This window comes from Kitasatospora sp. NPDC057512 (assembly GCF_042802135.1).
In the GTDB taxonomy this organism is placed as follows: domain Bacteria; phylum Actinomycetota; class Actinomycetes; order Streptomycetales; family Streptomycetaceae; genus Kitasatospora.
This window is the reverse complement of sequence record NZ_JBHVET010000286.1, coordinates 1-9,725: the sequence shown is the minus strand read 5'-3', so window position 1 is coordinate 9,725 and position 9,725 is coordinate 1. Positions and strand designations below refer to the sequence as shown.

General features: G+C 76.2%; 1 protein-coding gene. It reads left to right on the top strand.

Going from position 1 to position 9,725, the window contains the following annotated elements; all coding sequences use genetic code 11:
- On the top strand, positions 1-9,725 hold a 9,725-nt coding region (locus tag ACFU6K_RS19850; RefSeq protein ID WP_380664721.1), incomplete at both ends, for an SDR family NAD(P)-dependent oxidoreductase.

Sequence of the window (9,725 nt, the reverse complement as noted above, 5' to 3'; positions counted from 1 at the left end):
GGCCCGGCAGGCGCTGCTCGGCCTGGTGCGGGCCGAGGCGGCCGGCGTGCTCGGCCGGGGCCTGCCGCGGACGATCGCGCCCGAACGGGCCTTCAAGGACCTCGGGGTGGACTCCGCCTCGGCCGTCCGGCTGCGCAACCGGCTGCGGACCGCGCTCGGCCTGCGCCTCCCGGCGACCGTGGTCTTCGACCACCCCACCCCGGCCCGGCTGGCCGGCTTCCTGCTCGCCGGACTCCTCGACGAGGCCCCGGCCCCGGCCACCCCCGCCCGTCCGGCGGTGACGGCGGACGAGGACCCGATCGCGATCGTCGCGATGAGCTGCCGCTACCCGGGCGGGGCGGTCACCCCCGAGGCGCTGTGGCAGCTGGTCGCCGAGGGCCGGGACGCCGTCTCGGAGTTCCCGACGGACCGCGGCTGGGACACCGACGCCCTGTTCGGCGGCGCGCCCGACTCGGTCGGCAGCTCCTCGGTCCGGGAGGGCGGATTCCTCTACGACAGCGCCGAGTTCGACCCGGACTTCTTCGGCATCAGCCCGCGCGAGGCCCTCGCCATGGACCCGCAGCAGCGACTGCTGCTGGAGACCTCCTGGGAGGCCCTGGAGCGGGCCGGCATCGACCCGGAGGCCCTGCGCGGCAGCCGGACCGGCGTGTTCACCGGCGTGATGTTCCACGACTACGCCAGTCGGCTGCCCCGGGTGCCCGAGGAGGTGGAGGGGTACCTCGGCACCGGCACCGCGGGCAGCGTCGCCTCGGGCCGGGTGTCGTACACCTTCGGCTTCGAGGGCCCGGCGATCACCGTGGACACCGCCTGCTCCTCCTCCCTGGTGGCCCTGCACCTGGCGGTCGCGGCGCTGCGGCGCGGGGAGTGCGACCTGGCCCTGGCGGGCGGCGTGGCGCTGATGGCGACGCCCGAGGTGTTCGTCGAGTTCAGCCGCCAGCGCGGCCTCGCCGAGGACGGGCGCTGCAAGTCCTTCGCCGCCTCCGCCGACGGCACCGGCTGGGCGGAGGGTGCGGGGGTGCTGCTGGTCGAGCGGCTGTCGGACGCCCGCCGCAACGGGCACCCGGTGCTGGCCCTGGTCCGCGGCACGGCGGTGAACCAGGACGGCGCCTCCAACGGCCTCACCGCCCCGAGCGGCCCGGCGCAGGAGCGGGTGATCCGCGAGGCGCTGGCAGCCGCGGGCCTGGCTCCGGCCGAGGTCGACGCGGTGGAGGCGCACGGCACCGGCACCCGGCTGGGTGACCCGATCGAGGCCAACGCCCTCCTCGCCACCTACGGCCAGGACCGCGAACTCCCGCTGCTGCTCGGCTCGTTGAAGTCGAACATCGGGCACGCCCAGGCGGCCGCCGGGGTCGGCGGCATCATCAAGATGGTGCTGGCGATGCGGCACGGGGTGCTGCCCCGGACCCTGCACGTGGACGAGCCGACGCCGCACGTGGACTGGTCGGCGGGCGCGGTGGAGCTGCTCACCGAGGACCGGGACTGGCCCGAGACCGGCCGCCCGCGCCGGGCCGGCGTCTCCTCCTTCGGCGTCAGCGGCACCAACGCCCACGTCATCCTCGAACAGCCGGACGTGGAAGAGGAGTTGACGGACGAGCCGACGGCGCACGGCGTGCTGCCGCTGCTGCTGTCCGCGAAGTCGGCGGACGCCCTGCGCGCCCAGGCCGCGCTGCTCCAGGAGTCCGAGGCCGCCCCGGTCGACCTCGCCCACTCGCTGGCGACCACCCGCTCGCTGTTCAACCACCGTGCGGTGGTGCTCGGTTCGGACCTCACCGAGCTGACCGAAGGCCTCCGGGCGCTCGCCGAGGGCACCGAGAGCGCCGCCGTGGTGACCGGTACGGCCGACGTGACCGGCAGGACCGTCTTCGTGTTCCCCGGCCAGGGCTCCCAGTGGGTCGGCATGGCCGTCGAACTCCTCGACAGCGAGCCGGTGTTCGCGCAGCGGATCACCGCATGCGCCGACGCCCTGGCCGAGTTCACCGACTGGAACCTCATCGACGTCCTGCGCGGCGCCGAGGGCGCCCCCGGCTACGACCGCGTCGACGTCGTCCAGCCCGCCCTCTGGGCCGTCATGGTCTCCCTCGCCGCCCTCTGGCAGACGTACGGAATCCACCCCGACGCCGTCATCGGCCACTCCCAGGGCGAGATCGCCGCCGCCACCGTCGCCGGCGCCCTCACCCTCCAGGACGGCGCCCGCGTCGTCGCCCTGCGCTCCCAGGCCATCACCGCCATCGCCGGAAACGGCGGCATGGTGTCGCTCCCCCGGTCTGCCGAGGACGCGCTCGCCACCATCGCGCCGTGGGCCGACCGGATCTCCGTCGCGGCCGTCAACGGCCCCTCCTCGGCGGTCGTCGCCGGAGACGCCGACGCCCTGGACGAGCTGCTGCTGCGGTGCGCCGCCGACGGCACCCAGGCCCGCCGGATCAACGTCGACTACGCCTCGCACTCGGCCCATGTCGAGGCCCTGCAAGACCAGTTGCTCGACCTGCTCGCCCCCGTCACCCCCCGCTCGGCCGACATCCCGTTCTGGTCCACCGTCGACAGCCACTGGCTGGACACCACGACGATGGACGCCGCCTACTGGTACCGCAACCTCCGCCAGACCGTCCAACTCGCTCATGCCACCGAGCAGCTGGCCGAGCAGGACCACGACCTCTTCATCGAGGTCAGCCCCCACCCCGTCCTCACCGGCGCCATCCAGGACACCCTCCAGAACACCACCGCCCACACCCTCGGCACCCTGCGCCGCGACCACGGCGGCACCCGCCGCTTCCTCACCTCCCTCGCCGAAGCCCACGTCCACGGCGCCCCCGCCGACTTCACCCCGCTCCTCACCGGCGGCCACCGCACCGACCTCCCCACCTACCCCTTCCAGCGCAACCGCTACTGGCTGGAGGCGGCCTCCGGCGCCTCGGACGTGACCGCCGTCGGCCTGGCCGCGGCCGACCACCCGATGCTCGGCGCGGCCGTCCCGCTCGCCGACGGGCACGGCCACCTGCTGACCGGCCTGATCTCGCGCACCACCCACCCGTGGCTGGCCGACCACACCGTCATGGGCACCACCCTGCTGCCCGGGACCGCCATGGTGGACCTGGCCGTCCGGGCCGGCGACGAGGTCGGCTGCGGCCGCCTCGACGAACTCACCCTGGAGGCCCCGCTGGTCCTGCCCGAGCAGGGCGCCGTCCAGGTCCAGGTGGTGGTCGGCGAGGCGGACGCCACCGGCGCCCGGCCGGTCGGCCTGCACTCGCGGCCGCAGGACGCCGCGGCCTCCCGGCCGTGGACCCGGCACGCCGCGGGCACCCTCTCCCCCGCCACTCCCGCCGCCCCCGCGGACCTCACCCAGTGGCCGCCGGCCGGCGCCGAACCGCTGCCGGTCGAGGACCTGTACGAGCGGCTGCCCGCCGGGTACGGCCCGGCGTTCCAGGGCGTCCGCGCGGCCTGGCGGCGCGGCGAGGAGGTGTTCAGCGAGGTCGTGCTGAGCGAGGAGGTCGCCGACCGCTCGGCCCGCTACGGGCTGCACCCCGCGCTGCTGGACGCCGCCCTGCACGCCATGGACCTCGGCGCCGTGCGGCACCGCGAGGAGTCCGCCGAGGGCCACCTGGCGTTCGCCTGGAGCGGGGTCTCGCTGCACGCCGCCGGCGCGACCGCCCTGCGGGTCCGGCTCTCCCCGGCCGGTCTGGACTCGGTCGCCCTGGAGGCCTCCGACGAGCACGGCGTGCCGGTGGTCTCGGTGGAGGGCCTGGCCGTCCGGCCGGTCTCGGCCGACCAGCTGCGCGCGGTCCACGCCGGGCCCGACGGCGACTCGCTGTTCCGCGTCGACTGGACGGACCTGCCCGGGGCCGCCCCGGTCACCGGCCGCTACGCCCTGGTCGGCGAGGACGTCCTCGGCCTGGCCGCCGGGCTCACCGCGGCGGGCAGCACGGTGGACGCGTACGCCGACCTGGCCGCCCTCGCCGCCGCCGACGGCCGTACCCCCGACACCGTCCTGCTGCCCCTCGCGCCGGGCGCCGCACCGGAGTTGGTCCCCGCCGTGCGGGCGGCCACCCACGCGCTGCTGGGCCTGCTCCAGCAGTGGCTCGCCGAGGAGCGCTTCGCCGAGAGCCGCCTGGTCGTGCTGACCCGGGGCGCGGTGGCCGGGGACGGCCCGGGCGACGGCCTGCCGGACCTGGTGACCGCCCCGCTGTGGGGCCTGGTCCGCTCGGCGCAGTCCGAGCACCCGGACCGCATCGTCCTGGTCGACCTGGACGGGCAGGACGCCTCCTACCGCGCCCTGCCCGCGGCCCTGGCCGGCGACGAGCCGCAACTGCTGCTGCACGACGGCTCGGTACGGGCGGCGCGGCTCACCCGGGTGCGGCCCGCCGCGCAGGGCGCCCCGGCGCTCGACCCGAACGGGACGGCCCTGGTCACCGGGGCCACCGGCGGCCTCGGCGTGCTCGCCGCCCGCCACCTGGTCGCCGCCCACGGCGTCCGGCACCTGCTGCTGACCAGCCGCCGCGGCGCGGCCGCCGAGGGCGCCGCCGAACTCCTCGCCGAGCTGCGCGCGGCGGGCGCCCAGGTCACCCTGGCCGCCTGCGACGTCGCCGACCGCTCCGCCCTCGCCGAACTGCTGGCCGGCGTCCCCGCCGAGCACCCGCTCACCGCCGTGGTGCACACCGCCGGCATCGTCGACGACGGTGTGATCGAGACGCTCACCGACGGGCAGTTCGACCGGGTGCTCGCGCCCAAGCTCTCCGGCGCGCTCAACCTGGCCGAGCTCACCCGTGGCGCGGACCTGGCCGCCTTCGTGCTGTACTCCTCCGCCGCCGCCGTGTTCGGGGCCGGCGGTCAGGCCAACTACGCCGCCGCCAACGCCTTCCTCGACGCCTACGCCCGGCACCTGCGAGCAGAGGGCCGGCCGGCCGTCTCGCTGGCCTGGGGCCTGTGGGCGGAGCGCAACGGCATGGGCGGCCGGCTCACCGGCACCGACCTGCGCCGGATGGCCGGCGTCGGCACCGCGGCGCTCTCCGCCGAGGAGGGGCTCGCCCTGCTGGACGCCGCCCGCGCGGCCGGCGAACCGGCGCTGATGCCGATCCGGCTCGACCTGGCCGCCGTGCGCGCCCAGTCCGACGCCGTCCACCCGCTGCTCCGCGGCCTGGTCCGCACCCGCTCGGGCCGTCGGCGGCCGACCGACCGGGCCGGCGGCTCGGCGCTCGCCCAGCGACTGGCCGGGATGTCCGGGCCCGAGTGCAACCGGGAGCTGCTGGACCTCGTCCGCGCCACCGCCGGAACCGTGCTCGGGTACCCGGCCGGCACGGCGGTGGACCCCGAACGGACCTTCAAGGAACTGGGCTTCGACTCCCTCACCGCGGTCGAGCTCCGCAACCGCCTGCACGGCTCCACCGGCCTGCGCCTGCCCGCCACGCTGATCTTCAACTACCCGACCCCGAAGGCCCTCGCCGGCCACCTGCGCGAGCAGGTGCTCGGCGACCGGCTCCCGGCCGCCGCACCGGCCGCCCCCTCCTCCGGGGCGACGGCCCGGGACGACGACCCGATCGTGATCGTCGGCATGGGCTGCCGCTTCCCGGGCGGGGTGCGCACCCCGGAGGACCTGTGGGAACTGGTCCTCGCCGGGCGCGACGCGGTCGGCACCCTGCCGGCCGACCGCGGCTGGGACCTCGACGGGCTCTACGACCCCGACCCCGACCGGGTCGGCACCTCGTACACCCGCGAGGGCGGGTTCCTGTACGACGTCGCCGAGTTCGACGCGGCGTTCTTCGGGATCAGCCCGCGCGAGGCGCACGCCACGGACCCGCAGCAGCGGCTGCTGCTGGAGACCTCCTGGGAGGCCTTCGAGCGGGCCGGCATCGACCCGGTGTCCGTCCGGGGCGGACAGGTCGGCGTGTTCGTCGGCACCCACGGCCAGGACTACGGCACCCTGCTGGCCGCCGCCCCGCCCGGCAACGAGGGCTACCTGGTCACCGGCAACGCGGCCAGCGTGGTCTCCGGCCGGATCTCCTACGCGCTTGGCCTGGAAGGACCGGCCGTGACCATCGACACCGCCTGCTCCTCCTCGCTGGTGGCGCTCCACCTCGCCGTCCAGGCGCTGCGCGCCGGCGAGTGCTCGATGGCGCTCGCGGCCGGTGCCGCGGTGATGGCCACCCCCGAGGGCCTGGTGGCGTTCAGCCGCCAGCGCGGCCTCGCCGAGGACGGACGCTGCAAGGCGTTCGCGGCGGCCGCCGACGGCTTCGGCATGGCCGAGGGCGTGGGCGTGCTGCTGGTCGAGCGCCTGTCGGACGCCCGCCGCAACGGACACCCGGTGCTGGCGGTCGTCCGGGCCACCGCGATCAACCAGGACGGCGCCTCCAACGGCCTCACCGCCCCCAACGGCCCCGCGCAGGAACGCGTCATCCGCCAGGCCCTCGCCACCGCCGGTCTCACCGCCGCCGACGTCGACGCCGTCGAGGCGCACGGCACCGGCACCCGGCTGGGCGACCCGATCGAGGCCAACGCCCTCCTCGCCACCTACGGCCAGGACCGCGAACTGCCGCTCCAGCTCGGCTCGGTGAAGTCCAACCTCGGCCACACCCAGAGCGCGGCGGGCGCGGCGGGCATCATCAAGATGGTGCTGGCGATGCGGCACGGGGTGCTGCCCCGGACCCTGCACGTGGACGAGCCCACCCCGCACGTGGACTGGACGGCGGGCGCGGTGGAGCTGCTCACCGAGGAGCGGGAGTGGCCCGAGACCGGCCGCCCGCGCCGGGCCGGCGTCTCCTCCTTCGGCGTCAGTGGCACCAACGCCCACGTCATCCTCGAACAGCCGGACACGGAAGAGACCTTGACGGACGAGGTGACGGCGCACGGCGTGCTGCCGCTGCTGCTGTCCGCGAAGTCGGCGGACGCCCTGCGCGCCCAGGCCGCGCGGCTCCAGGAGTCCGAGGCCGCCCCGATCGACCTCGCCCACTCGCTCGCGACCACCCGCTCGCTGTTCAACCACCGTGCGGTGGTGCTCGGTTCGGACCGCACCGAACTGGCCGAAGGCCTCCGGGCGCTTGCCGAGGGCACCGAGAGCGCCGCCGTGGTCGAGGGCACCGCCTCCACCACCGGGCGCACGGTCTTCGTCTTCCCCGGCCAGGGCTCGCAGTGGGTCGGCATGGCCGTCGAACTCCTCGACAGCGAGCCGGTATTCGCCGCTCGGATCACCGAATGCGCGGACGCGCTGGCCGAGTTCACCGACTGGAACCTCATCGACGTCCTGCGCGGCACCGACGGCGCACCCGGCTACGACCGCGTCGACGTCGTCCAGCCCGCCCTCTGGGCCGTCATGGTCTCCCTCGCCACCCTCTGGCAGGCCCACGGCGTCCAGCCCGACGCCGTCATCGGCCACTCCCAGGGCGAGATCGCCGCCGCCACCGTCGCCGGCGCCCTCTCCCTCCAGGACGGCGCCCGCGTCGTCGCCCTGCGCTCCCAGGCCATCACCGCCATCGCCGGGGCCGGCGGCATGGTCTCCATCGCCCAGCCCGCCCAGGACATCGACCTCACCCCCTGGCAGGACCGCATCTCGATCGCGGCCGTCAACGGCCCCTCCTCGGCGGTCGTCGCCGGAGACGCCGACGCCCTCGACGAGCTCGTCGAGCGCTTCACGGCGGACGGCATCCGCGCCCGCCGGGTCACCGTGGACTACGCCTCGCACTCGGCCCATGTCGAGGCCCTGCACGCCGAGTTGCTCGACCTGCTCGCCCCCGTCACCCCCCGCTCGGCCGACATCCCGTTCTGGTCCACCGTCGACAGCCGCTGGCTGGACACCACGGCGATGGACGCCGCGTACTGGTACCGCAACCTCCGCCAGACCGTCCAACTCGCTCATGCCACCGAGCAGCTGGCCGACCAGGGCCACGACCTCTTCATCGAGGTCAGCCCCCACCCCGTCCTCACCGGCGCCATCCAGGACACCCTCCAGAACACCACCGCCCACACCCTCGGCACCCTGCGCCGCGACCACGGCGGCACCCGCCGCTTCCTCACCTCCCTCGCCGAAGCCCACGTCCACGGCGCCCCCGCCGACTTCACCCCGCTCCTCACCGGCGGCCACCGCACCGACCTCCCCACCTACCCCTTCCAGCGCAACCGCTACTGGCTGGACACCGTGGCCGGTGCGGCCGCCGTCACCACGGCGGGCCTCACCTCCCCCGAGCACCCCCTGCTCGGCGCGGCCGTCCCGCTCGCGGACGGCCACGGCCACCTGCTGACCGGGCTGCTCTCCCGGCACAGCACGCCGTGGCTGGCCGACCACACCGTGATGGGCGCGACCCTGCTGCCCGGAACGGCGTTCCTGGAGCTGGCCGTCCGGGCCGGCGACGAGGTCGGCTGCGGCCGCCTCGACGAACTCACCCTGGAGGCCCCGCTGGTCCTGCCCGAGCGCGGCGGGGTCCGGCTCCAGGTGCTGGTCGGCGCGGAGCAGGACGGCGTCCGTCCGCTGCGGATCGACTCCCGCCCGGCCGACGCCGCCGAGGACGAGCCGTGGACCCGGCACGCCTCGGGCACGCTCTCCGCGGCCACCGACGCGGCCACCGACGCGGCATCCGACGAGCCCACCGCGGACCTCACCGCATGGCCGCCGGCCGGCGCGACCCCGCTGGACGTCACCGACGCCTACCAGCGGCTCGCGGACGCCGGGGTGGACTACGGCCCGGCCTTCCAGGGCCTGCGGGCCGCCTGGCAGCACGGCGACCAGGTCTACGCCGAGGTCGCCCTGCCCGCCACCGAGCAGGCCGCGGCCGCCCGCTACGGGCTGCACCCGGCGCTGCTGGACGCCGCCCTGCACGCCATGGGCCTGGTGCCGGACGCCGAGCAGGGCAGGCTCGCCTTCTCCTGGGGCGGGATCCGGCTGCACGCGAGCGGCGCGACCGCGCTGCGCGTCCGGCTGGCCCGCACCGCGCCGGAGACCCTGTCGCTGACCGTCGCGGACCTCGGCGGCGCACCCGTCGCCTCGGTGGACTCGCTGCTGCTGCGGCCCGTCTCCGCCGAGCGGCTGCGCACCGCCGACCGGGCCGTGCGCGAGTCGCTGCTGCGGATCGAGTGGCTGCCGGTGCCGGCCGGCGACCCGGCCGCCCGCTCCTGGACGGTCCTCGGTACGGACCGCGTGGACAGCACCGACGGTACGGACTGCCTGGGCGCCCTGGCCGAGCTGGGCTCGGCGGTGGACGCCGGCGCGGCCGTGCCCGACGTGGTCGCGGTGGAACTCGCCCCCTACCAGGGGTCCGACGCGACGGACGAGCTGGCCGCCGCGGTCGGCGCGGCGACCGTACGGGTGCTGCGGCTGGTCCAGGAGTGGCTGGTGGACCCGCGGTTCGCCGAGGCCCGGCTGGCCGTGCTGACCCGCGGCGCGGTCGCCACCGGGGAGGGTGCGCCCGATCCGGTCCTGGCCGCCGTGTGGGGCCTGGTCCGCTCCGCGCAGTCGGAGAACCCGGACCGGCTGGTCCTGGTGGACCACGACGGCGGTGAACTGCCGTCGGCCGCACTGCCGGTGGACACCGAGCCGCAGCTGGCCGTACGGCGGGGCGCCCTGCTCGCCCCGCGCCTGGCCAAGGCACCGACAGCCACCGGGAAGCCCGGTGCCGGGGAGCCGTCCTCGCTGGACGTCTCCGGGACCGTCCTGGTCACCGGCGCGATCGGCGGCCTGGGCGAGCTGACCGCCCGTCACCTGGTCGCCGTCCACGGCGCCCGGCACCTGCTGCTGTCCAGCCGGCGCG